This is a genomic window from Streptomyces sp. GbtcB7 (assembly GCF_019091445.1).
Taxonomy (GTDB): Bacteria; Actinomycetota; Actinomycetes; order Streptomycetales; family Streptomycetaceae; genus Streptomyces; species Streptomyces mirabilis.
In genome coordinates, this window is record NZ_JAGXJM010000367.1 from 1 (window position 1) to 259 (window position 259).

The 259-nt window shown below is 71.8% G+C and carries 1 protein-coding gene and 1 pseudogene; both read left to right on the plus strand.

The genetic code is table 11. The annotated features are described in order from the left end of the window. A pseudogene (locus KVT44_RS59770) lies at positions 1-83 on the plus strand (thymidylate synthase (FAD)); the annotation flags it as partial. Positions 84-104: 21 nt separating this feature from the next. Then, positions 105-259: SDR family NAD(P)-dependent oxidoreductase (locus KVT44_RS56295; protein WP_217577031.1), on the plus strand; the 155-nt coding region annotated here is incomplete at its 3' end.

The following is a 259-nucleotide window of genomic DNA, read 5'->3' on the forward strand; positions in this document are numbered from 1 at the left end:
CCGAGAAGATGGAGAACGTGTGGCGCGAGCTCATGCCGCTCACGTACGCCGCCTTCAACGCGAACGGTCGCGTCGCCCCCTGACCCGCTCCTAGGCTGGCGCGCATGAGTCGCACCGCCCTCGTCACCGGAGCCAGCTCCGGGATCGGCGCAGAGTACGCCCGTCAGTTGTCGTCCCGCGGCGCCGAAGTCGTCCTCGTCGGCCGCGACGCCGACGCGCTGCGCGCTCTCGTCGACGAGATCGCGGCGGCCGGAGGACG